This window comes from Aminobacter sp. P9b (genome assembly GCF_045345995.1).
GTDB lineage: Bacteria > Pseudomonadota > Alphaproteobacteria > Rhizobiales > Rhizobiaceae > Aminobacter > Aminobacter niigataensis.
Genome location: NZ_CP150082.1, coordinates 4,292,007 through 4,313,707, shown reverse-complemented (window position 1 = coordinate 4,313,707; position 21,701 = coordinate 4,292,007). Strand labels below are relative to the sequence as shown.

Below are 21,701 nucleotides of genomic sequence, written 5' to 3'. Positions count from 1 at the left end.
CATGCCTTCGCCGCAAGGTGAAAACGACGTTCGCCTGCGCAAGGTGCTGGGCGGCGAACCGTATACCCCGCAATGGCCCGACGGTTTTGCGATGCGGACGTTCCAGGCGTCCGACGCCCGGGCTTTGCACGATCTGCTCGAGCTTGCCTTCGACGACGGCTTGAACGGCCCGTTCGATGTCTGGTGGCCCAGGCTCGCCGATGACGCCGAGTTCGATCCCGGCCTGTGTTTCCTCGTCCACGACAGCAGCGGGCGGCTGGCCGGTGCGGCACAATGCTGGAACGGCGGCTTCGTCAAGGACCTTGCCGTGCACCCCGACTTTCGCGGCAAGGGCATTGCCGAGGCGCTGATGCGGCAGGTGTTTGTGGCCTTCGCGGCGCGCGGGGCCAGTCATGTCGACCTCAAGACCAATCGCTTCGGAAACGCCGCCGCCTATCGGCTCTATCTCCGGCTCGGCATGACCGAGGTCGACTGGTCGGGAGAGTAATTTACAACCATTAGTATACATCAATTGATATATGCTATTCTAGATTGCGATAATTCGTGATCGGCATTACGCTGTTCCCCTTCACGCCAGTCAGGGGAGGCACTTTCATGGCCGGGCCGAATCTCAGGGAGCGTAGCAGGCACGGCTTCGTCAGCCGGCAGATCTTGGCGGAGGGCGCGGTCATTGCCGCGGCGCGAGCGGCGCCGGCCGCGGTGTCGCCGCTGGCCGTCGGCGGCGCGCAGGGCGAAACCTTCTTCGACTTCATGTTCGGCGAGCTGCGCGGCCAGGGGCTGACCGCCACGGACGCCGACCTGCTCGCACTCGCCAACGCCATGGTGGAGCCGGACCTCGCCCCCGGCGACCCCGCCCAGGCGGGGCTCGACAATCCCGACATTCCCGCCGGCTTCACCTATCTCGGCCAGTTCGTCGACCACGACATCACGCTGGACCTGACGCCGCTGAGCGAGGCGATGGCGGACCCCGACATGACGCGCAATTTCCGCACGCCGGGGCTCGACCTCGACTGTGTCTATGGCGCCGGGCCCGGGCCGCACCGCTTCCTGTTCGCGCGGGGGCCAAATGCCGACGGCCAGGTGGTCGACACGCCGAAGCTGCTGCTCGGCGCTGCCGAGGTGTCGATCGAGAACCCCGACCGGCCCGGCAGCCAGGTGCCCGAGATGCCCAACGACCTGCCGCGCAACGCGCAGGGCGTGGCGCTGATCGGCGATCACCGCAATGACGAGAACCTGATCGTCGCGCAAATCCATCTCGCCTTCCTGAAGTTCCACAACGCCGTGGTCGACCATCTCAAGGGCACGGTGCCCGACGACAGGCTGTTTGCCGAGGCGGCGCGGACGGTGCGCTGGCACTATCAGTGGATGGTGCTGCACGACTGGGTCGAGCGGCTGACCGAGACGGGCATCGTCGCCCGGATCCTGCACGAGGGGCGAAAATTCTACCGCTTCAAGACCAAGCCGTTCATGCCGTGGGAGTTTTCCGGCGCCGTCTACCGGCTCGGCCATTCGATGGTCAGGCCGCGCTACAACCACAACCGCATCTTCCGCTCGCCCGACCCGCATCTGGCCGAAGGCACGTTCAATTTCTTCTTCCGCTTCACCAACCTGTCGGGCGGGCTCGACAGCGGCACGCCGGGGCAGGGCACGTTCCCGAGCAACTGGGTGATCGACTGGCGGCGCTATTTCGACCTGCCGGCGTCCGACGCCATCAAGGCCGAGTTCAATCATTCGCGCCGGCTCGACCCGCTGCTGGCCGGCGCGTTGCACCGGCTGCCCGGGGCGGAGTCCGGCTCGGCCAAGGCAAGCCTTGCCTTCCGCAACCTCAGGCGCGGCGTGCAGATCGGGCTGCCGTCGGGCCAGGCCGTGGCCGCGCTGATGCGCCGGAAGATCGCCTTCGACCCGATCTCGCCGGCCGAGATCGCCACCGGAGCGGACGGCGCGGTGGCGAAGTCGCTCGGCTTCGACGTCAAGACGCCGCTCTGGTACTATATCCTCAAGGAAGCCGAGCTGCGCGGCGCGGGCAGGCGGCTCGGCCCGGTGGGCGGCCGCATCGTCGCCGAGGTGTTCATCGGCCTCGTCCAGGGCGACGCGGGCTCCTATCTCTCCGATCCCGCATGGACGCCGCATCTGCCGGCTGATGTGCCCGGCACATTCTTCATGGCCGATTTGCTGAAGTTCGTCGCTGCCTGGGAGAGCCCCGCCGACCCGGACAAGAGCCTGAACCCGGTGGGCGATTGAGGGAGCCTGCCTGCCAAAGGGAGACGCGAAAGAACTTTCAACATCTCGCACTTCTCCATTGCCACGCCCCGTTGCCGGTCTGGCCATTTTGGTGAAGGTTCGGGAAGCGGGAAGCGGGAAGCGGGAAGCGGGGCGCGGGGCCGTGCCTGCCGAATGCTAAATGGTGGCGCGAACCCGCGCACCGCCGGCGATTTCTGTCCCCGTCCGTTCCGCTTCCGGGGCATCGGGCATTTTCGCCCATGCCCCCACTAGCGCATCGTCCAGCGCACCCGGGCCGTAGTGCCCGAGGGGGAACCCTTGGACGGAACCTCCCCGGACCATGAGCCACGTTAGCCCATGATCGGAGGCGCCGGTTCCTCCCCGCAGATCACCGTCGCGACCGGCGTTCCCGCGGGAGGAACTGGCTAGGATTGTACGGGAGGTTTTCGGGGCGTGGAAAAGAGGGGTGGGTCTATCCACGCGGATTGCTGACAGATGGTGACAGTCAGGCCTCATGGCGCTCAGGGTTTCCGCACGTCGCTTCGCTCCTGCTCCGCCCTAGGATGACGAGCAGCGCATTGTCGATTTGATTGGGTACATGGAGAAATACTCCACTGGTTGCAGATGCTAGAGCTCGGTCTTTTTGCAATTTATGCTTGTCTTCCAAGTAAATTCACCATCAAATCTTTCCCGGGGAGAGGGAGGGCGAGACGTTGAACAAATTACCTAAGAAATTTGTCGACCGGGTTGCGCCGGGTTTGAAGAAATATCAGCGGATAGCCTTGGCCCAGCAGAAGGCCGATGTGGCGGAAGCTGACACTGTCACATTGGTGAAAGACATACTGGCCGATGTTTTCGGCTACGATAAGTATGATGACCTGACTGCCGAACATCAGATCAAGGCGACATTCTGCGATCTTGCTATCAGGATCGGAGGGCAGCTTCGCCTGCTGATCGAGGTCAAGTCAGCCGGCAGCAGCTTGGCAGAAAATCACTTGCGGCAAGTGATCGACTACGGCGCGCACCAAGGAATTCACTGGGTCATTTTGACCAACGCCGTCGAATGGCGGCTGGTGCGCATCTACGTGGCCAACCAGATCAGCCATGAGGAGGTTTGCCGGATCGCCTTCACAGACTTGAACGCCAAGAATGAGGACCATCTGCAGCAATTGTTCTTGTTCGCCAAGGAAGGCCTGACCACCGACGCGATGGATGCGTTCCACCAGCAAGCCCAGCTTTTCAACAAGTTCACTGTGTCTACGATACTTCGATCCGAACCCGTGATTTCGGTACTTCGACGGGAGATACGGCGGCTATTCCCGGACATCAAGGTGGCGCACGAGAACCTTGCCCTGCTTGTCGAAAACGAAGTGATCAAGCGTGACACAATCGAGGGCGACAAGGCCAAGGAGGCGGCGACCAGGATCAAGAAGGCCGCGCTGAAATTGGAGCGGGCAAAGAGCAAGGCGGCGAAGGCAGTAAGCCTTGACGCATCATGAAATTAACTTCGCCGGCATCGGATGTGATGGATAGGGAGCTGGTGATGAACGACGTTAGCTACGCGGGTCGGTCACTTTTGGCGCTCGTGGTATTGCTGCTGTGCGGCCTGTCTTCTGCTTTTGCAGAGGAAAAAGCTGCACTCAGGATTGCCGTTGCCGCCCCAATGTCAGGCCCGTTCGCCCCGATGGGCGAACAGATTCATAGAGGAGCGGAACTGGCGATCGAAGATATCAACGCCAATGGGGGGGTCGGCGGTCAAAAGCTCGAAATCGATGTCGTCGACGACAAGGGAGATGGTGCGACCGCGCAAGCGGTGGCCAGGAACCTTGCCAAGTCCGGCGTGCGGTTCGTGGTCGGCCATTTCAATTCCGGGGCCTCGATCCCTGCTTCGGAAGTGTACGCCAAGATGGGCGTCTTCATGATCACTCCGGCGTCCACCAATCCATACTTCACCGACGGCGGCGGCAAGGGCAAGAATCTCTGGAACACGCACCGGACGGCCGGCAGGGACGACGTTCAGGGCCGTCTGGCCGGGGAGTACATCGCAACGGCGTTTGCCGGCAAGAATGCCGCCATTCTGAGCGACGGTACTCCATACGGCGACGGCCTTGCCTTCAAGGCAAAGGCCGCGCTGAAGGCGGCCGGGCAGCCGGAGAAACTGATGTCCAAGATCAAGATCGGGCAGAAGGACATGTCGCGGCAGATTGCGAGCATGAAGCAAAAAAAATCGACGTGGTCTTCTTCGGTGGCCTTGCCGATGAGATGGCAACGCTTGTGCGCCAATCCAGCGAGGCCGGTTTCAAGCCCCAGTTCATCGCCGGAGATGGCATCTTCTCTGCCGATTTTCCCAAGGCGGCAGGTCCAGGCGTCGAAGGGACAATGTTTGCGTTCTCGCTGGAAGACCGGGATCACGCGGATGCGCAAGCCGTCGTCGCGCGATTCAGGGCGAAAGGTTTCGAGCCGGAAGCCTATACGCTGAAAGCCTATGCCGCCGTGCAGGTGGTAGCGAAGGGCATTGAAATTGCAGGCAAGAGTGACCCGAAGGCCGTTGCCAAGGCCGTCCGCTCGGGATCGCCGATCCCGACGGTGCTGGGGCCGCTGACTTTCGATGCCAAGGGCGATCGCCGGGAGCCAGATGTCGCCTGGTACGTGTGGAAGGCTGACGGCAGTTACTCTCCTGTGATGCAGAAGTAGTTCCTGCAGCGCCTGTGCGTCAGGGGGCGGCGGCGATCCGCCCCTTCATCTCCAGCGCCCACGCCCGCCCTTCATCGCCGCCCCAGAGCAGCCAGGCGACGTAGCCGGCTGAGGGGTTCTGCTCGTTGCCGTAGTTCTTGCCGCGCTTGTCGACCTCGTGGCGGGCGAAGTAGCTGACCATGCGCTTGATGGTGTGGGGCGAAAGCTCGGCGCGGGCGACCAGTTCCTCGGCGCGGCCGACGCCGATCTCGGTGCCGCCGCGGCCGAACTTTTTCCTCAGCGCAAGGCCCTTGGCGGCGTTGTCGGCCACCACCTGCGGTGGGATCAGGCTTGTGCCCGATGCCTCGCGGCGGATGTCGTCGAACGGGTCATAGGCGATGGGCATGCGGCGATTCCTGCGTTTGGGGCAGGGTAGCCGGATGGGAGTGGGATGGGGAGAGTGGGGCGCGTGGTGGCAACTGCCTCTATACGCAAATAGGGGGCACTAGGTCGCAAAGATCACAAAAAGCAACGTATCTAATTGAATTGATTGAGAAAATCGCGTCCGTAAGGACGTATCAAGACGTTTGCCAGGTTTAACTGCGAGCCCAGCACGTGTCTTCAGTGGCTTTGTCCGGATATCTCTACAAGCGGTCATCCTGTTCGGACAGCGGGTGACTTGTAGGGCATCAATAAGTTAGCGTTGTGCTTTCCGCGTCTGAGGATGATGCCGATGCCAACTTTGGTCGAACTCGTTCCTTATGATCCGAATTGGGCGAAGCACTTTTCCGATGCTGAAGCGGTGTTAAGAGCAACGCTCGGCTCCAGCGTTGTGGCTATTGACCACGTTGGAAGTACTGCGATTCCAGGCATCCCCGCCAAGCCTATCATTGATATCGACGTCACATTGTCGAGTTTGTCAGCAATTCCCCGTGGCAGCGCGGGCTTGGTCAATGCGGGATATGAGCCTCGGGGAAATCGGTACGACGATGAGGTTTGGGCGTTCTTGTTGAAAAGCTCGGCCCCTCAACTTCGAGTCTATCTTTGTCCCGAGGGAAATCGCACTCATGAACGCCGGTTGGTGTTTCGCGAATACCTCCGCCACCACGATGATGCTGCGAAGGAGTATTCATTCTTGAAGAGGCGGCTTGCTGCACAGTTTTCATATGATGGAGATCGTTACACCTCAGAAAAAAGCCAGTTTGTTCAGGGGATAGTAGAGATAGCGCTGGGATACGTTTGATGACTTTGGTTGACAGCAGAAGATGCGCTTGCCTCTTGCAATGCTCTGCCTTTCTGTTGGTTTTCGATGGTCCGAGGCTCCGTTTTCACCGGAACCAAGGTAGTCGCGATGCCATCATAGGTCTGGTGGTTTTTGCTACCGAATGCCGCAAATAGGCGCGGTGATCCGCTGCGCTCGCGGAATACCCCCACCCTCAATCCCTCCCCACAAGGGGGAGGGAGGTCTAATCGCGCTATTCGGCCCATGTGATGGAGGGCAAGGGCAGTGAACTTATCGGCGCTGTGAGAAGCGCCAGTTCACTTCGAGGCGTAGATGGCGCACTTGCCCGTGGTCTTGACCTTGTATTTCTTGCCGACCGAGTTGCAGTTGGCCAGCGCCTGTTCTTCGGCGGCCTTCTGCGACGGCGCGTTGTAGGCGGGGCCGCAGAAGAAGGCCTCGGTGCCGCCCCTGTGGGTCTGCGCGTAGGCAGAATGCCCAGGCGCCTTGACGTAGTCGTCATAGACCTTCTTGCAGGGGCCCGTCGTCTGGCCGAACTGCAGCGGATAGCGCTTGTTGCCTGCCTCGCCGGCCAGCGAACCCTTGTCCTTGGCCATCGCCGTGCCCGGCATGGCTGCAACCAGCAGTCCCGCCAGCACCGATGCCAGTGCCAGCCGCATAGTGTTCAGCTTCATTCTCAAATACTCCCCACCCGATCTTGAAGAGTTATCTGCAATCTATGCGGGTGAAAAGGTGGAGGTGAAGAAATAGTGCAGGGGGCCGAAGCAAGCCGGCATTGCAATAGATGCTTGTTACGCAGCTCGCGTCAGGCCGCGCCATAAGGCCTCGGGGCTTGGCTTCGCACCGCAATGCGGGGGCGAGCCGGGCAGAAGTGGCGGTTTGCTTGAGGTGTCGTGTTCCTTCGCATCCCCCTCTGGCCTGCCGGCGTTCGATGCTAGAAAAGCCAAGCAATTGGCTTTTCTTCCGCCATGCGGACCGCATCTCACCCCCCACAAGGGGGGAGATCAGCAGTTTTGGTGTAGCGCGGTTACTTGAAGTAGTCCTGCAGCGGACGCACCTCGAGCGAGCCGGCCTTGAGCGCGGCGATGGCTTCGGCGACGGCCGCGGCGCCCGAAAGCGTGGTGTAGTAGGGCACCTTCTGCATCAGTGTGGCGCGGCGGATCGACTTCGAGTCCGACACCGCCTTCTGGCCATCTGTGGTGTTGAAGACGATCTGGATCTGGCGGTTGCGGATGGCGTCCTCGATGTGCGGACGGCCTTCGAGCACCTTGTTGATCTTTTCGGCCGGGACGCCGTTTTCATTGAGGAAACGCGCGGTGCCGGAGGTGGCGAGAACCTTGAAGCCGAGGCCGGACAGGCGCTGGACGGCGCCGAGGATGCCGGCCTTGTCCTCGTCGCGGACCGAGACGAACAGCGTGCCCGAGCGCGGCAGGTCGACGCCGGCGCCGAGCTGGGCCTTGGCGAAGGCGAGCGCATAGTCGCGGTCGAGGCCCATGACCTCGCCGGTCGACTTCATTTCCGGTCCGAGCAGGATGTCGACGCCGGGGAAGCGGGCAAACGGGAACACCGCTTCCTTGACCGCGATGTGGCCGGGATTGCGCGCATCGGGCTTGGCGCCGTAGTGGGCGAAGGCGTCGTCGAGGCTCTCGCCCGACATGATGCGGGCGGCGATCTTGGCGATAGGCTTGCCGACGGTTTTTGCCACGAAGGGCACGGTGCGGCTGGCGCGCGGGTTGACCTCAAGCACGTAGATCACGCCATCCTTGATGGCATATTGGACGTTCATCAGGCCGCCGACATTGAGCGCACGCGCCATGGCCGAGGTCTGGCGCTCGAGCTCGTCGACGAGTTCGGTGGAGAGCGAGTGCACCGGCAGCGAGCAGGCGCTGTCGCCCGAGTGGATGCCGGCTTCCTCGATGTGCTCCATGATGCCGGAGACGAAGGTGTCCTTGCCGTCGCAGAGGCAGTCGACGTCGACCTCGATGGCGCCCGAGAGATAGGTGTCGAACAAAAGCGGGTTCTTGCCGAGCAGGGTGTTGATCTGGCCGGTCTTGTCGTTGGGGTACTTCTGCTTGATGTCCTCGGGCACCAGGCCCGGCACGGTGTCGAGCAGGTAGGACTGCAGCATGCCCTCATTGTGGATGATCTGCATGGCGCGGCCGCCGAGCACGTAGGACGGGCGCACGACCAGCGGGAAGCCGAGTTCGCCGGCAACGGTGCGGGCCTGCTCGACGGAGTAGGCGATGCCGTTCTTGGGCTGGGTCAGGTCGAGCTTTTTAAGCAGCTTCTGGAAGCGGTCGCGGTCCTCGGCGAGGTCGATCATGTCGGGCGAGGTGCCGAGGATCGGGATGCCGGCCTTTTCGAGCGCGTCGGCAAGCTTGAGCGGGGTCTGGCCGCCGAACTGGACGATGACGCCGTGCAGCGTGCCGGCGGCCTGTTCGACGCGCAGGATTTCGAGCACGTCCTCGGCCGTCAGCGGCTCGAAATAAAGCCGGTCGGAGGTGTCGTAGTCGGTCGACACGGTCTCGGGGTTGCAGTTGATCATGATCGATTCGTAGCCGGCCTCGCGCAGCGCGTAGGCGGCGTGGACGCAGCAATAGTCGAACTCGATGCCCTGGCCGATGCGGTTGGGGCCGCCGCCGAGGATGACGACCTTCTTGGCGGACGAGACCTGGGCCTCGTCGGCGAGGCTGCCGGCAAAGGGCACCTCATAGGTCGAATACATGTAGGCGGTGGGCGAGGCGAACTCGGCAGCACAGGTGTCGATGCGCTTGTAGACCGGGTGGACGCCGAGCTTTTGGCGAGTCTTATGAACGGCTTCGGGCTCGCTCTTCGTAAGCGAGGCGAGGCGGGCGTCGGAGAAGCCCATCGACTTCAGCATGCGCAGGTTGTCGGCATCTTCGGGCAGGCCGTGCTCGCGCACGCGGGCCTCCATGGCGATGATGCCGGCGATCTGCTCGAGGAACCACGGGTCGATCTTGCACATGGCGTGCACGTCTTCGAGCGAGGTGCCCATGCGGATGGCCTGGGCGACCATGCGCAGGCGGTCGGGGGTGGGCGTGCCGAGGGCGGCGCGGATGGCGTTGCGGTCGTCGCCGTCGGTGCCGATGCCGGGGATCTCGATCTCGTCGAGGCCGGTGAGGCCCGTTTCCAGTCCACGCAGGGCCTTCTGCAGCGATTCCTGGAAGGTGCGGCCGATGGCCATGACCTCGCCGACCGACTTCATGGCGGTGGTGAGCACGGGCGAGGCGCCGGGGAACTTTTCGAAGGCGAAGCGCGGGATCTTGGTGACGACGTAGTCGATCGACGGCTCGAACGAGGCAGGGGTCGCGCCGCCGGTGATGTCGTTCTCGAGCTCGTCGAGCGTGTAGCCGACGGCAAGTTTTGCGGCGATCTTGGCGATCGGGAAGCCGGTGGCCTTGGAGGCAAGTGCCGAGGAGCGCGAGACGCGCGGGTTCATCTCGATGACGACGAGGCGGCCGTCGGCCGGGTTGACGGCGAACTGGACGTTGGAGCCGCCGGTCTCGACGCCGATCTCGCGCAGCACCGCGATCGAGGCGTTGCGCATGATCTGGTATTCCTTGTCGGTCAAGGTCAGCGCGGGGGCTACGGTGATCGAATCGCCGGTGTGCACGCCCATCGGGTCGATGTTTTCGATCGAGCAGATGATGATGCAGTTGTCGGCGCGGTCGCGCACGACCTCCATCTCGTATTCCTTCCAGCCGAGCACCGATTCCTCGATGAGGACTTCGGTGGTGGGGGAGGCGTCGAGGCCGGACTGGACGATGTCGAAGAATTCCTGGCGGTTGAAGGCGATGCCGCCGCCGGTGCCGCCCATGGTGAAGGACGGGCGGATGATGGCGGGCAGGCCGACATGGTCGAGCGCTTGGGCGCCGATCGCCATGCCATGGTTGATGTAGCGCTGCTTGCGGTCGCCTTCGCCGAGGTTCCACTGGGTTTCGAGCGCGTCGAGCGCGGCGTCGAGATCGGCCGGGGCCTCGAGCTTGAGGGCGGCGCGCTCGGCCTCGTGCTTCTTGCGGTCGGCGTCCTTGACGTCGGAGGCGTTGGCCAGCATCGACTTCGGCGTCTCCAGGCCGATCTTGGCCATGGCCTCGCGGAACAGCGAGCGGTCCTCGGCCTTGTCGATGGCGTGCGCGTCGGCGCCGATCATCTCGACATTGTAGCGTTCGAGCACGCCCATGCGGCGCAGCGAAAGCGCGGTGTTGAGCGCGGTCTGGCCGCCCATGGTCGGCAGCAGCGCGTCGGGGCGCTCCTTGGCGATGATCTTGGCGACCACTTCAGGCGTGATCGGCTCGATGTAGGTGGCGTCGGCCAGCTCCGGGTCGGTCATGATGGTGGCCGGGTTGGAGTTGACCAGGATGACGCGGTAGCCCTCCTCCTTCAGCGCCTTGCAGGCCTGGGTGCCGGAGTAGTCGAACTCGCAGGCCTGGCCGATGACGATGGGACCGGCACCAATGATCAGGATGGACTTGATGTCGGTGCGTCTTGGCATGGCGTGCGTCCGTCAGTAGGCCTGCGCGAAGAACCGGGACGGGGCAATGCCCGGGCCGGTGCGCAAGTGAGATTCAAGTATCAGGCTAGGCGCGCCTTATAGGGGAAGGACGGGGAGGGGGGAACCCCGAAAATAGCATTTAAGCCTTTGTAGACAGGCAAGAATGACTCCGGTGCGCGCGGTTCGTCGTGCGAGGGCGCTTCGAGGTGCGGCCGGTGCGTGTCCGCTTCGAACTTTGGAGGTTCAGCTATCTTCCCTGAGCCGCTCCAACTGGGGCAGGCCGCGGGCGGCGGTGACGATCGAATCGAGCAGGCCGGGGAAGCGGCTGTCGAGGTCGTCGCGGCGCAGCGAGATCAGCCGGCTGGTGCCGGAAACCTCGGTGCGGGTGATACCGGCCTCGCGCAGCTTGGCGAGGTGGTAGCTGAGATTGGTCTTGGAGCCGAAATCGAGGAACTGGCCGCAGCTCATCGCCACGCCTTCGTTGCGGGCGAGATAGCCGACGATGGCGAGCCGGGTCTGGTCGCCGAGCACGGCAAGCACGTTGGCGAGGCTGATCTGGTCGGGATTGGGGTGCGGCAATGACATGGTTCGAAGGTAGCGGCGCTGTCCGGTCGGTTCAAGGTTTGCGCGGCCTGCCGACACCACGATGGCAGGAGCGCGTTCGAAGCAGATTGACTTGACGCAGCGACAAGTTCAATAGTTCAACATATTTTGAACTAAGGACAGCGTCATGGACAAGCGCCTTATCTGGCTGGCGGTCGGTTCGTTTGCGATGAGCACCGTCGGCTTCGTGTTCTCCAGCCTGCTGCCGGCGATCGCCGGCGACGCCCATGTCTCGGTGCCCTTCGCAGGTTACCTGATCATGGCGTTTTCGCTTGCCTATGCCGTCGGCGCTCCCGTCCTGTCGGCGCTGGCAGGCGAGATCGACCGCCGCCGCGTGCTGGCGGCAACGATGCTGGTGTTCGTCGCCGGCAACATCATTGCGGCGACGAGTTCGTCCTTCGGCGGGCTGCTGGTGGCGCAGATCGTGATGGGCATGGCGGCCGGGCTCTATGCGGCCACCGCGCAGGCGACCGCGGTGTCGCTGGCCGGGCCCGAACATCGGGCGCGCGCCATTGCCGTCGTCGTCGGCGGCACGACGTTTGCGGTGGCGCTCGGCGCGCCGGTGGGCTCGCTGATCGCCACGATGTGGGGCTGGCGCGGCACGTTCCTGGCAATTGCGCTGCTCAGCATATCCTGTGCGGCGATCCTGTGGGTGCGGCTGCCCAGGGGATCGCGCGGCATCAAGCTGACGCTCGGCGAGCGCTTCACGGCCATCGCGAGGCCGGGCATCCTGCCGTCGTTGCTGGTGACGCTGCTTTATCTCGCTGGTGGTTTCACCGTCATTTCCTATATCGCGCCGCTGGCGCTGGAGGGGGCGGGGCTGCCGGCCATCGCCCTGCCGGGCATGCTGCTGGCCTTCGGCGCGGGTGCGGTCATCGGTAATTTGTCGAGCGGCTACCTCGCCGACCGGATCGGGGCGACGCGCATGGTGGTGCTGTCGCTCTTGATGTCGTCGGGCTTCTGCCTGGCGATCGCGCTGACGCTGAAGCTGTTGCCGCATCACATCGCCGGGCCGGTGCTGATCGGCCTGATGGTGCCGTGGGGTATCATCGGCTGGGCCTTCCCGCCGGCGCAGGCGAGCCGCATCGTCGGTTTCGCACCCGAGCTCGCGCATCTGACGCTGTCGCTCAACGCTTCGGCGCTCTATTTCGGCATCGCCTTCGGCACCGTCATCGGCGGGCGGGTGCTGGAATTCGCCACGCCTTCGGATCTCGGTCTTGTCGCGGCGGCCTTCCCGCTGGTGGCGCTGGCCGTGCTGGCACTGTCGCGCCGTTCGGCTCGGCTAGCGGTGGCACGGTGATTTGCGCGCCGGTGGCCATCGGTGCTCGCCGTCTTGGATGGCATAAGCGCTGCCTTCTAAGCGAGTGAGGCAGCGATGAAACAGGACGAGAGATACTGGACCGGCGTGGCCGAGCAATGGATCGCGTGGGCCCGTGCGCCCGGCCATGACGCCTTCTGGGCCTATCGCAAAGGGCTCGTGGATTTCATCGGCAAGGGATCTGGCCGCGCGCTGGAGGTCGGTTGCGGCGAGGGCCGCGTGTCCCGCGAACTCAAGGCGCTCGGCTACCATGTGACTGCGACCGATGCGGTCGCCGCCATGGTGGAAGCGGCCCGTGAGGCCAAGTCGGCCGACGACTATCGTGTCGCCGGTGTCGGCGACCTGCCTTTCGAGGACGGCTCGTTCGACCTGGTGATGGCCTACAACGTGCTGATGGACGTCCAGGACGTGCCGGCGGCGGCGCGCGAAATCCGCCGCGTCTTGAAGCCGGGCGGGACGCTGTTCGTGTCGCTGGTTCACCCGTTCCGCGACCGCGGCCGCTTTGCCGGGCGTGAGGCGGACGCGCCGTTCCTCATCGACGGCAGCTATTACGGCCGCGAGTATTTCGAGGGCGAAGAGCAGCGTGACGGCCTGACGATGCAGTTTGCCGGCTGGTCGCAGCCGCTCGAAAACTACATGGCAGCGTTCGAGGCTGCGGGACTGGCAATCACGGCGCTGCGTGAGCCCACTCCCGACACAGCGGATACAGACCAATTGCGCCAGTGGTCGCGCATCCCGCTGTTCCTGTGGCTTAAGGCGCGCATCCTGGCCTGAGGTCGCAACGGTCGCCTGACACCGGTCCGTTAAGGGCGGTCAGCCGGCACATATTAGAGGTCTCGTATTTTCTTGATGCAAATTATCAGGAATAAGGCTATCGGCTCGCGCGTTCAGGTGGCTGCATCAGAAGCGGCGGGGCGAGCGAAGAATGGAATTCCTGCAGAAACTGGCGACGCATGGCGACCGTGCCGCCCTGATTTTCCCGGGTCGCCCCGCCATCAGCTATGCCGAGCTGGCACGCTGCGCAGCCGAGATGGCCGCAAGTTTCGGCAACGGCCGGAAACTGGTGGCCATCGAGGCGGCGAACTCCGAACACGCCATCACAGCCTATCTCGCGGCACGCGCCGGGGACCATGCCGTGGCGCTGCTGGCGCCGGGTGATGCCAGGGCCTTTGCCGACTTCGAAGAAGACTTCCGCCCCGACGCGAGCGTGCGGCTGTTCGACGGGCGCTGGCGCGTGGTCGAGCATGAGGGGGCAGGAGAGGCATTGCACGGGGACCTCGCCGTGCTGCTGGCGACGTCGGGCAGCACCGGCAAGAGCCGCTTCGTCAGGCTGTCGCGCAAGAACATCGACAGCAATGCCGACGCCATCGCTTCTTATCTGGGGCTGAAGGCGGACGACCGGGCGGCGCTGCTCCTGCCGTTCCACTATTCCTATGGCCTGTCGGTGCTCAACTCGCACCTGGCTGTCGGTGCCAGCGTGTTCGTCTCGGCCAAGGGCGTGGCGGACAAGGGATTTGCCGACGATCTGCACGCCGCCGAGGTGACCAACATCAGCGGCGTGCCCTATTCCTACGAACTGATGGAAAAGACCGGGTTCCAGCCCGAGGAACTACCGTCGCTGCGTTTCATGACAGTGGCGGGCGGGCGCATTCCCGCCGGGCTTGGCGACACTTTTCGGCGCAAGCTCGAGCAAGACGGCCGCCGCCTTTTTCTGATGTACGGCCAGACGGAAGCGACTGCCCGCATCGCTTATGTGCCGCCGGAGGCGCTTGCGGCGAACCTCGACAGCATCGGCGTTGCCATTCCGGGCGGCGAACTGATGCTGGTCGGCGACGATGGCTCGCGGATCGAGGGATCGGGTGCTGCGGGCGAACTCGTCTATCGCGGCCCGAACGTGATGATGGGCTATGCCGAGAGCCGGGCCGATCTGGCACAAGGCGCGGAACTGGAAGAATTGCGCACCGGCGATGTCGCCGAACGCTGTGAGAACGGCTTCTTCCGCGTCGTCGGGCGGCTCAAGCGCATGTCGAAGATCGCCGGCCTCAGGATCAGCCACGAGGCGGTGGAGCATGCGCTGGCACAGCGTGGCATCGTGGCGGCTGTGACGGGCTGTGACCGGCGGCTGGTGGCGGCCTATTCTTCCGGCGAGGCGCCCGAGGACGTCTGCAAGCTGATGATCGCGGCGAGCGGCCTGACGCCGCTGCATGTCGAGGCGGTGGCGGTCGAAGCCCTGCCGCGGCTGGCATCGGGCAAGGTCGACTATCCGGCGGTGGCGCAGCGCGCACGACAGGCGGGGAAAACCGACCCCGGCATTGTCGAGGCGTTCAGCCGGGCCTTCTATCCGCGCAAGGTGACGCCGGCCGACAGCTTCGAGGCGCTGGGCGGCGACTCGCTGTTGTTCGTGCAGCTGTCGCTGACGCTCGAGCGCAAGCTGGGACGTATCCCCGAGGGCTGGGAGAAGATGCCTGTGGGCACGCTGGCAAGGCTCGGGCGCCAGACCAGCGGTTTGCGCGTGGTCGATTCCGATCTCCTGATGCGGGCAATGGCGATCCTGCTCGTCGTGCTCCACCATGCCACGTTGTGGCCCATCCCCGGTGGGGCTGCGGCGCTGGTGATGCTGGTCGGCTACGGGCTGGCGCGTTTCCATGGCGCAGCCCTGATGCGCGGGGAGACGACGCGGCTGCTCAGGACGCTGGCCGCAAACCTGGCCGTCTATGCGCCGATCGTCGCCGCATATTCGATCGCGCGCGGCGAGGTGCTGTGGCCGTCGGTCTTCCTGGTCGGCAATCTTGGCATTTTCGATCCCAAGCACATACTGCCCCATCTCTACTGGTTCGTGGAGGCCTACGCGCAGGTCATGCTGATCGTCGCCGGGCTGTTCTCGCTGCCGGCTGTGCGACGGCGGGTGGCCAAGAATCCCTTCGGCGTCGGCATGGCGGCGCTCGTCGTGGCGGTGGCGATCAAGTTCCTGGCGCCCAAGGTCTGGGCGGTCGGGGCGGTGCAGATCTTCACCGTGTCGGACGTGTTCTATCTCGCTGCCTTCGGCTGGTGCGTGTTCCACGCCCGAACAGCGCGGCAGCGCCTGCTGGTGCTGGCGGCTGCGACGCTGGCGTTTCCCGTCATGGCGTATTGGGGCGGCAACTGGACCGGGTCCTGGGTCAAGTTCATGCTGCAACTGGCCTGCGTGACCGTGCTGCTCTACATGCCGCGCGTGGCCGTGCCGAAGCAACTCGCCGCCGTCGCCCTGCCAGTGGCTGCTGCGGGCTATCACATCTACCTGTTCCATCGCCTGCTGCCGGAGCTGTTGGCGCCACACGTCAAGCCGCTGATCTCGTGGCCGGTGGCGACCGCGCTGAGCGTGGCAATCGGCATCCTGACGGGGATCGCGGCATTCCATGCCCAAAAGGCGCTCGCCGCCTGGCTGGCGGACCGACGCAGCCCGCGGGCCGATGCTCCGCTGGGGGCACACGCCGCGCCGGCGGAGTAGCTTTTCCCTTTCCGCATCCTGCTGCCGCCGCACCCGGTTGACTGCACGGGGCTTGGCAATTAATAGATCGACTAGTCTATTAATTAATGAAGCGAGTGAACCGATGCGGAAGGTCGATCCTGAAAAGCACGCCGCCAGGCGGCAGGCGATCCTCGATGCGGCAAGGACGTGTTTCGCCAGGAAGGGCTTTCACCAGACCAGCACCGCCGAGATCTGCGCGGCGGTCGGCATGAGCCCGGGCAATCTGTTCCACTATTTCCCCAACAAGCAGGAGATCATCGGCGCGATCGTCGACCAGGAAGGCGAGGAGACGGCGGCATTCTTCCAGACGTTGGGTGCGCGCGACGACCTCCATGCCGCGCTGCTCGATTTCATGGACCTGGTGCTGGAATTGGCTGCCGATGCCGAGTTCTCGTCTCTGGCGCTGGAGATCGCCGCCGAAGCGGGGCGGGACCCGGCGATCGCCATGCGCGTGGGCCGCAATGACCGCGAATTGCGCTCGGCGCTGCAAGGCCTGCTGGCTGTGGCTGCGGCGCGCGGACAGGTCGATGCCACGCTCGACATGGCCGATGCGGCGACCTGGGTGGCGGCGCTGATCGACGGCATCTTCAGCCGCGTCGCGGTCGATGGCGAGTTCAAGCCCAAGAACCAGCACGCAACGATGCGCGTCCTGCTCGGGCGGTTCCTGCGGCCGCGGGCGGATGTATCGACCATGACGGCAGGGGCATGAGAGCAATGACTGCGAAATCGGTTCAACAAGAGCGGATCACCAATGTCGATGCGCTGCGCGGCTTTGCGCTGTTGGGCATATTGGTGGTCAACATCACGGCATTTTCCTCGCCTTACTACGGGCTCGGCGTTGCCGATCCGGCATTTGCCGCGCCGCTCGACCAGGCGGTGCGGTTCGTCGTCGCCTTCCTGTTCGAAACCAAGTTCTACCTGCTGTTCTCGTTCCTGTTCGGCTACAGCTTCACGCTGCAGATGGCCTCGGCGGAGCGCGCCGGCGAGGCCTTCGTGCCACGCCTGCTACGGCGGCAAGCCGGGTTGTGGGCGATCGGGCTGGCGCATGCGGTGCTGCTGTTCCACGGCGACATCCTGACGACCTATGCGGTGCTGGGCATGGTGCTGCTCGTGCTGCGCAACATCGAGGAGAAGACCGCGCTTCGGCTCGCCTTCTGGCTGGTCGTCGTCACGGCATTGGGCTGGGCAGCGCTCGGCGCACTGGCGGCACTGGACTCGATGTCGCTGGATGCAGCGGCGGTGCTGGCCGAAGGCGAGGCGACAAAGTCGGCCTATCTTGGTACGCCGGGCAGCGTCATCGCCCAGCACCTTGCCGAACTGAGCAATGTCTGGGTGGTGATCGGTCTGATGCAGGGGCCATGCGCGCTGGCGATGTTCCTGGTCGGCCTCGTCGCCGGCAAGCGTCAGCTGTTCGTGCAGCTCGACGACTATCAGCCGTTGCTGCGCCGCCTGCTCGCTGCCGGCATGACCGTCGGCCTCGCCGGCGCGGCTTTCTACGGCTGGACCTCGGTCTACGGGATCGGCACCGGCTGGGAACTGCCCGGGCTGGCTGTCGGCCTGCTGACCGCACCGCTGCTGACCGGGGCCTATGTGGCGCTGGCGATGCTGGCCTTCCAGCGGTTCAGGCGCTTGCCAGAAATGCTGGCGCCGGCCGGGCGCATGGCCTTGTCCAATTACCTGTTCCAGTCGCTGGTCTGTTCGGTGCTGTTTTATGCCTATGGCCTCAGGCTGATGGGGGAGGTGCCGCCGCTGGGCGCGCAACTGATCGCCGTGGCGATCTTCGCCGGGCAGCTGGCGCTCAGCCGCTGGTGGATGGGCCGTTTCGCCTATGGCCCGCTGGAATGGCTGCTGCGCGCGGTGACCGTCGCGGCCTGGCCGCGATGGCGCAGGGACGCGGCGCCCGTCCGGCAATGACGAACCCGGCGGGAACAAGCGCGGCCCGCCTGCGTTAGCCTGAGCGCCAGCTAGGACCGGCGCCCGGGAGGAAGCGACAATGGCCATCACACAAGCCCCGACGCCGAAGGGCAAGGCAGCCGCCAAGGGCCTGCGCCAAGCAGCGGCCAGGGAAGAGCGCAAGGTCGAGGCCAAGACCGGCCAGGACTTCAAGAAGGGCGAGAAGCGCTTCGAGGAGCGCTCGAAAAGCTCGGACGGCAAGAGCGCCGGCACCAAGCAGAAGAGCTGACCGCCAGCGGTTGCGCGCCCGGGTGGCACAACCAAAAACCCTGTGACTTGAATCAAGCGTTGGGCTAATTGTCTCCCTGAGCGGAGCCAAGCCCGCGACGACGAACATTGAGGGATATGCCCATGCGTTGGAGAGGCCGTCGCCAGAGTGACAATGTCCAGGATGCGCGCGGCCAGGGCGGCGGCGGGCTGGGCGGTGGCTTCGGCCGCGGCAGCGGACGCCTGCCGATCGGACCGCGCATCGGCGGCGGCGGTGGACTTTCCGGCATCATCATTCTCGTCGTGCTGTTCTTTGCGCTGCGCGCCTGCGGCATCGACCCGATGCAGATCCTGGCCGGCGGCGACGGCTCGCCGGGCGGCGGCCAGGTGACCGAAGGCGGCGCGCCGGCAAACGACGAGATGACCCAGTTCGTCTCGACCGTGCTGGCCGAGACCGAAGACACCTGGAACGGCATCTTCCAAGCCGAGGGGCTGAAATACGAGGAGCCCAAGCTGCTGCTGTTTTCGGGCCAGGTCTCGTCGGCCTGCGGCTACGCCTCTTCGGCCTCGGGGCCATTCTATTGCCCCGGCGACAAGAAGGTTTATCTCGATACGTCTTTCTTCAACCAGTTGGCCAAGCAGTTCGGCGCCGCCGGCGATTTCGCCCAGGCCTATGTCATTGCCCACGAGGTCGGCCACCACGTGCAGAACCTGACTGGCATCCTGCCCAAGTTCAACCAGATGCGGCAGCGCATGAGCGAGGCCGACGCCAACCAGATGTCGATGCGCGTCGAGCTGCAGGCCGACTGCTTCGCCGGCGTCTGGGGCCACTACACCGCCCAGAAGGGGCTGCTCGAAGAGGGCGACATCCAGGAGGCGCTCAACGCCGCGCAGCAGATCGGCGACGACACGTTGCAGAAGCGCATGCAGGGCTATGTCGTGCCGGAAAGCTTCAACCACGGCACCTCCGACCAGCGCCAGCGCTGGTTTGCCGCCGGCTTCAAGAGCGGCAAGCTGTCGTCCTGCGATACGTTCAACAATCCGATCTGATGGCTTCGGACAAGCGCATCGAACTGGTGCCGGGCGGCCCGTCGCTGTCGCGGCTGGTGTTCGGCGCCTGGCGCTTGCTCGATGGTGGAGCGAAGCCGGACGCCGAGTCAGTCGCCCGGCTCATCGATACGGCGACCGATCTCGGCCTGACCAGCTTCGATCACGCCGACATCTATGGCGGCTACGAGGTCGAGGAGGCCTTCGGCGCCGGGCTTGCGCGCTGGAAGGGTCGGCGCGACAGCATCGAGCTGATCAGCAAATGCGGCATCATGCTGAAATCGCCGCAGCGGCCGGCAAACCGGCTGAAGCACTATGACACCGGTGCTGCCCATGTCGCGGCGTCGGTCGACCGGTCGCTGAAAAACCTCGGCACTGATTATCTCGACCTGCTGCTGATCCACCGGCCCGACCCGCTGATGGATGCCGACGAGACGGCGGCGGGGCTGGAGCGGGTGGTGAAGGCGGGCAAGGTGCGCGCCGTCGGCGTCTCGAATTTCACGGTGGCGCAGTTCGACCTTCTGGCGTCGCGGCTGCCGTTCCCGCTTGTGACCAACCAGATCGAGCATTCGGTGCTCGAGACCTCGGCGCTGACGGACGGCCGTTTCGACCACGCGCAAAGGCTGCGCTATGCACCGATGATCTGGTCGCCGCTCGGTGGCGGGTCGCTGTTTACCGGCGATGGCCAGCGCGAGCACAAGGTGCGGGCGGCGCTGAGCCTGGTGGCGGCCGAGACCGGCGCCCATGATGTTGCGACCGTCGCCATCGCCTGGCTGCTGCGCCATCCGGCGCGGCTCGTTCCCGTGCTCGGCACGATGAAGCCGGAGCGGCTGGCGCAGCTCGTGCGCGCGCTCGAGGTCACGCTCGACCGCCAGCAATGGTTTTCGATCCTCGAAGCGAGCGAGGGCAGGGCGGTCCCGTAACGTTCCGTCCGTGCCCCAAGACGCATCAGACTTTTTGATGTGTTCACGTATTGTTCCTGATCGTTGCCGCTGATATAAGCGACGTTCCGCACTGCCCCCGGCGGTTCGATGCCGGCTGCTGCCTTCGGCGCAGCCGTATTAAGACATGCTGCGACAGCTTGAAGCCACGCATCAGCGCATCGCCGATGCGCGACGACATGCCAGGTGGGTTCGACATGGTTGATGAAAAGACCGCCAGAAGGGGCCTTGCGCTCGTCTTTACGACGCTGCTGCTCGACGTCATCGGCTTCGGCATCATCATGCCGGTGCTGCCGGCCTTCCTGCAGGAATTGACCGGCGTCGGCGTCAGCGCCGCTGCCATCGAAGGCGGCTGGCTGTTCTTCGTCTATGCGGCGATGCAGTTCCTGTTTGCGCCGCTGATGGGCAATCTGAGCGATCGTTTCGGCCGCCGGCCGATTTTGCTTGCCTCGGTGCTGACCTTCGCCATCGACAATCTGATCTGCGCCATCGCCTGGTCGTATTCGATGCTGTTCATCGGCCGCGTGCTGGCCGGCATCAGCGGCGCCAGCTATTCGACGGCCTCGGCCTTCATCGCCGACGTCTCGAACGACGAGAACAGGGCGAAGAATTTCGGCCTGCTCGGCATCGCCTTCGGCGTCGGTTTCGTGATCGGGCCGGTGCTCGGCGGCCTGCTGGGCGGGTTCGGACCGCGCGTGCCGTTCTTCTTTGCCGCCGGCCTTGCCTTCCTCAATTTCGTCGTCGCCTACTTCTTCCTGCCGGAGACGCTGACCAAAGAAAACCGCCGCAAGTTCGAGCTCAAGCGCGCCAACCCACTCGGGGCGCTGAAGCAGATGCGCAACTACAAGGGCATCGGCTGGATCGGCATGGTGTTCTTCCTGATGACGCTGGGCCACATGATGTATCCGGCGGTGTGGTCGTTCGTCGGCAGCTACCGCTACGGCTGGAGCGAGCAGCAGATCGGCTTCTCGCTCGGCGTGTTCGGCATCGGCGGTGCGCTGGTCATGGCGCTGGTGCTGCCGCGCGCCATACCGCTGCTCGGCGAGTGGCGCACGGCCGGCGGTGGGCCTGGCGTTCACGACGGTCGCCGCCTTCGGCTATGCCGCCGCCTGGGAGGGCTGGCTGGTCTATGCGGTGATCGTGGCGACCTGCCTCGAGGCGCTGGCCGACCCGCCGCTGCGCAGCCTCGCGGCCGCCAAGGTGCCGCCATCGGCGCAAGGCGAGTTGCAAGGTGCGATGACCAGCCTGTTTTCGATCACCAGCATCATCACGCCGCTGCTCTATACCGGGATCTTCGCATGGTTCACCGGGCCGAACGCCCCGGTTTCATTCGCCGGCGCGCCCTATGTGCTGGGTGGGGTTTTCCTGTCGCTGTCGCTGTTGGTGTTCTTGCTCAAGGTCGAAAGGCCGGCCACGACCGAGCAAGCGGCCGTGACGACAACCTCATAGCCGGGCGTCTCGCCAAGTCAGGCGAGGCC

The 21,701-nt window shown here is 64.6% G+C and carries 16 protein-coding genes and 2 pseudogenes; 14 read left to right on the top strand and 4 right to left on the bottom strand.

Annotated features, from left to right (window positions below; genetic code table 11):
- Position 1 precedes the first annotated feature (1 nt).
- From WHT83_RS21205 to WHT83_RS21190, 4 genes and pseudogenes are all read left to right on the top strand, one after another.
- On the top strand, positions 2–487 hold the full coding sequence (locus WHT83_RS21205; RefSeq protein WP_406872313.1) for a GNAT family N-acetyltransferase: 486 nt from the start codon (positions 2–4) through the stop codon (positions 485–487).
- A 107-nt stretch (positions 488–594) separates the two neighbouring features.
- Positions 595–2,241, top strand: coding sequence for a peroxidase family protein (locus tag WHT83_RS21200; RefSeq protein ID WP_406872312.1), 1,647 nt, complete (start codon positions 595–597; stop codon positions 2,239–2,241).
- A gap of 692 nt (positions 2,242–2,933) precedes the next feature.
- Complete coding sequence (locus WHT83_RS21195; RefSeq protein WP_159091629.1) at positions 2,934–3,719, top strand: type I restriction enzyme HsdR N-terminal domain-containing protein; 786 nt, start codon at positions 2,934–2,936, stop codon at positions 3,717–3,719.
- Positions 3,716–4,914: pseudogene (locus WHT83_RS21190) on the top strand (branched-chain amino acid ABC transporter substrate-binding protein). The gene WHT83_RS21195 and the pseudogene WHT83_RS21190 overlap by 4 nt, the downstream one beginning before the upstream one ends.
- Positions 4,915–4,933: 19 nt before the next feature.
- Here the strand turns inward: WHT83_RS21190 and WHT83_RS21185 are convergent.
- The gene (locus WHT83_RS21185) at positions 4,934–5,299 is read right to left on the bottom strand and encodes a hypothetical protein (protein ID WP_245439763.1); all 366 of its coding nucleotides are present in this window, start codon (positions 5,297–5,299) and stop codon (positions 4,934–4,936) included.
- Between the two features lie 327 nt (positions 5,300–5,626).
- On the opposite strand from WHT83_RS21185, the gene WHT83_RS21180 reads away from it, so the two are divergent.
- Entirely contained in the window at positions 5,627–6,136 is a 510-nt protein-coding gene (locus WHT83_RS21180; RefSeq protein ID WP_406872311.1) for a GrpB family protein, read from the top strand.
- Between the two features lie 296 nt (positions 6,137–6,432).
- Here WHT83_RS21180 and WHT83_RS21175 read toward each other — a convergent pair whose 3' ends face one another.
- The 3 genes from WHT83_RS21175 to WHT83_RS21165 all read right to left on the bottom strand — a co-directional run bounded on the left by WHT83_RS21175 (position 6,433) and on the right by WHT83_RS21165 (position 11,231).
- Positions 6,433–6,807, bottom strand: coding sequence for a hypothetical protein (locus WHT83_RS21175; protein ID WP_406872310.1), 375 nt, complete (start codon positions 6,805–6,807; stop codon positions 6,433–6,435).
- A 353-nt stretch (positions 6,808–7,160) separates the two neighbouring features.
- Positions 7,161–10,646, bottom strand: coding sequence for a carbamoyl-phosphate synthase large subunit (carB, locus tag WHT83_RS21170; protein ID WP_183260005.1), 3,486 nt, complete (start codon positions 10,644–10,646; stop codon positions 7,161–7,163).
- A 243-nt stretch (positions 10,647–10,889) separates the two neighbouring features.
- Positions 10,890–11,231 carry a helix-turn-helix transcriptional regulator gene (locus WHT83_RS21165; protein ID WP_108609807.1) on the bottom strand — a complete coding sequence of 114 codons (342 nt, stop codon included), beginning with the start codon at positions 11,229–11,231 and terminating at the stop codon, positions 10,890–10,892.
- A 145-nt stretch (positions 11,232–11,376) separates the two neighbouring features.
- Here WHT83_RS21165 and WHT83_RS21160 point away from each other — a divergent pair, with 145 nt between their 5' ends.
- From WHT83_RS21160 to WHT83_RS21120, 9 genes and pseudogenes are all read left to right on the top strand, one after another.
- Positions 11,377–12,549, top strand: a complete 1,173-nt coding sequence (locus WHT83_RS21160; protein WP_406872309.1) for an MFS transporter — start codon at positions 11,377–11,379, stop codon at positions 12,547–12,549.
- Positions 12,550–12,624: 75 nt separating this feature from the next.
- Positions 12,625–13,341 (top strand): methyltransferase domain-containing protein, encoded by a 717-nt coding sequence (locus WHT83_RS21155; RefSeq protein WP_406872308.1) that lies wholly within the window; start codon positions 12,625–12,627, stop codon positions 13,339–13,341.
- Positions 13,342–13,492: 151 nt separating this feature from the next.
- Positions 13,493–16,054, top strand: a complete 2,562-nt coding sequence (locus WHT83_RS21150) for an AMP-binding protein (protein ID WP_406872307.1) — start codon at positions 13,493–13,495, stop codon at positions 16,052–16,054.
- A gap of 103 nt (positions 16,055–16,157) precedes the next feature.
- A complete protein-coding gene (locus WHT83_RS21145; protein WP_406872306.1) occupies positions 16,158–16,784 on the top strand; it encodes a TetR/AcrR family transcriptional regulator in 627 nt (208 codons plus the stop codon).
- 5 nt (positions 16,785–16,789) lie between these two features.
- Positions 16,790–17,989, top strand: a complete 1,200-nt coding sequence (locus WHT83_RS21140; RefSeq protein WP_406872305.1) for a DUF418 domain-containing protein — start codon at positions 16,790–16,792, stop codon at positions 17,987–17,989.
- A 79-nt stretch (positions 17,990–18,068) separates the two neighbouring features.
- Positions 18,069–18,257 carry a hypothetical protein gene (locus WHT83_RS21135; protein ID WP_108607402.1) on the top strand — a complete coding sequence of 63 codons (189 nt, stop codon included), beginning with the start codon at positions 18,069–18,071 and terminating at the stop codon, positions 18,255–18,257.
- A 122-nt stretch (positions 18,258–18,379) separates the two neighbouring features.
- Positions 18,380–19,285 (top strand): neutral zinc metallopeptidase, encoded by a 906-nt coding sequence (locus tag WHT83_RS21130; RefSeq protein WP_108607403.1) that lies wholly within the window; start codon positions 18,380–18,382, stop codon positions 19,283–19,285.
- Positions 19,285–20,205 (top strand): aldo/keto reductase family oxidoreductase, encoded by a 921-nt coding sequence (locus WHT83_RS21125; protein ID WP_406872304.1) that lies wholly within the window; start codon positions 19,285–19,287, stop codon positions 20,203–20,205. The genes WHT83_RS21130 and WHT83_RS21125 overlap by 1 nt, the downstream gene beginning before the upstream one ends.
- A gap of 215 nt (positions 20,206–20,420) precedes the next feature.
- A pseudogene (locus WHT83_RS21120) lies at positions 20,421–21,672 on the top strand (TCR/Tet family MFS transporter).
- The last annotated feature ends 29 nt before the right edge of the window (positions 21,673–21,701 follow it).